The sequence below is a fragment of the Streptomyces beijiangensis genome, from assembly GCF_017315755.1.
GTDB lineage: Bacteria > Actinomycetota > Actinomycetes > Streptomycetales > Streptomycetaceae > Streptomyces > Streptomyces beijiangensis.
Genome location: NZ_JAFLRJ010000648.1, coordinates 1 through 1,196 on the forward strand (window position 1 = coordinate 1; position 1,196 = coordinate 1,196).

Here is a 1,196-nt window from a genome sequence, read left to right on the forward strand (position 1 = left end):
TGGCGCTCGTCGGGGCGGCCGTGGCGGCCCGGCTCGACCGGGGCGTGCCCGAGCCCGCCGACCGTGCCCTGACACCCGCTCCGGCACCCGCTCCGGCGCTCCCGGCCGCCGACGACCACGACGCGCTGCTCCGCCGTCTCCGTGAGCTCGGCGAGCTGCACCAGTCCGGAATTCTCGATGCCGATGAGTTCAAAGAAGCGAAACAAGCCATCCTGAAGCGGCTCCAGTAGCTCCGGTAGAGCCGTTTGCCGTCACTTCTGCCCGAAAGCGGGCAGAAATCTTGCAAAGCTTCCCCTGGGCCAGCAGTATCAGCGGGTGCTCGAAACACGTCCGTCATACGACGACCTCATCGACCACCTGGTCCGCTCCACCGCGCTTCAGCGCGGCGAGGCCGCCCGGGTGATTCTCGATGTGCTCGCGTACTTCGACGAGACGACCGAGGAGTTCGTCCGCCGCCGCCATCGCGAACTGCAGGCACGCGGACTGAACAACCCGGACATCTTCGAGCAGATCTCGGGCGAGCTGCCTCATCGTGCAGTGGCGCCGCCCGAGCTCTCCCTGCGGCAACTGCGCCGCATGATCTACGGCTAGTACGACCTGCCAGTACGACCTGAAGGAGCGATATGTGCGGAATCGTCGGGTACATCGGAAAGCGTGACGTGGCACCGCTGCTGCTGGAGGGGCTGCAGCGGCTGGAGTACCGCGGTTACGACTCCGCGGGCATCGCCATCACCGGCCCCAAGGCGGCCGGGCTGAAGACGGTCAAGGCCAAGGGCCGGGTCCGTGAGCTGGAGTCCCGGATCCCCAAGCGCTTCGCGGGGACCACCGGCATCGCGCACACCCGCTGGGCCACCCACGGCGCCCCGAGCGACGAGAACGCACACCCCCACCTGGACGTCGAGGGCAAGGTCGCCGTCGTCCACAACGGCATCATCGACAACGCCTCCGACCTGCGCGCCAAGCTGATCGCCGACGGCATCGAATTCGCCTCGGAGACCGACACCGAGGTGCTGGTCCACCTGATCGCCCGCTCCACCTCCGAGACCCTGGAGGAGAAGGTCCGCGACGCGCTGCGGATCATCGAGGGCACGTACGGCATCGCCGTGCTGCACGCCGACTTCCCGGACCGCATCGTGGTCGCCCGCAACGGCTCCCCCGTCGTGCTCGGCATCGGCGAGAAGGAGATGTTCGTCGCC

Annotated in this window: 2 protein-coding genes and 1 pseudogene; all 3 read left to right on the top strand. The window is 68.1% G+C overall.

Going from position 1 to position 1,196, the window contains the following annotated elements; translation table 11 throughout:
• Nucleotides 1–230, top strand: a 230-nt coding sequence (locus tag J0695_RS37905) for an SHOCT domain-containing protein (RefSeq protein WP_206969370.1), incomplete at its 5' end; no start/stop codon positions are given.
• An 85-nt stretch (nt 231–315) separates the two neighbouring features.
• A complete protein-coding gene (locus tag J0695_RS37910; RefSeq protein WP_206969372.1) occupies nt 316–591 on the top strand; it encodes a hypothetical protein in 276 nt (91 codons plus the stop codon).
• Between the two features lie 32 nt (nt 592–623).
• Nucleotides 624–1,196 (top strand): annotated as a pseudogene (locus J0695_RS37915) (glutamine--fructose-6-phosphate transaminase (isomerizing)); the annotation flags it as partial.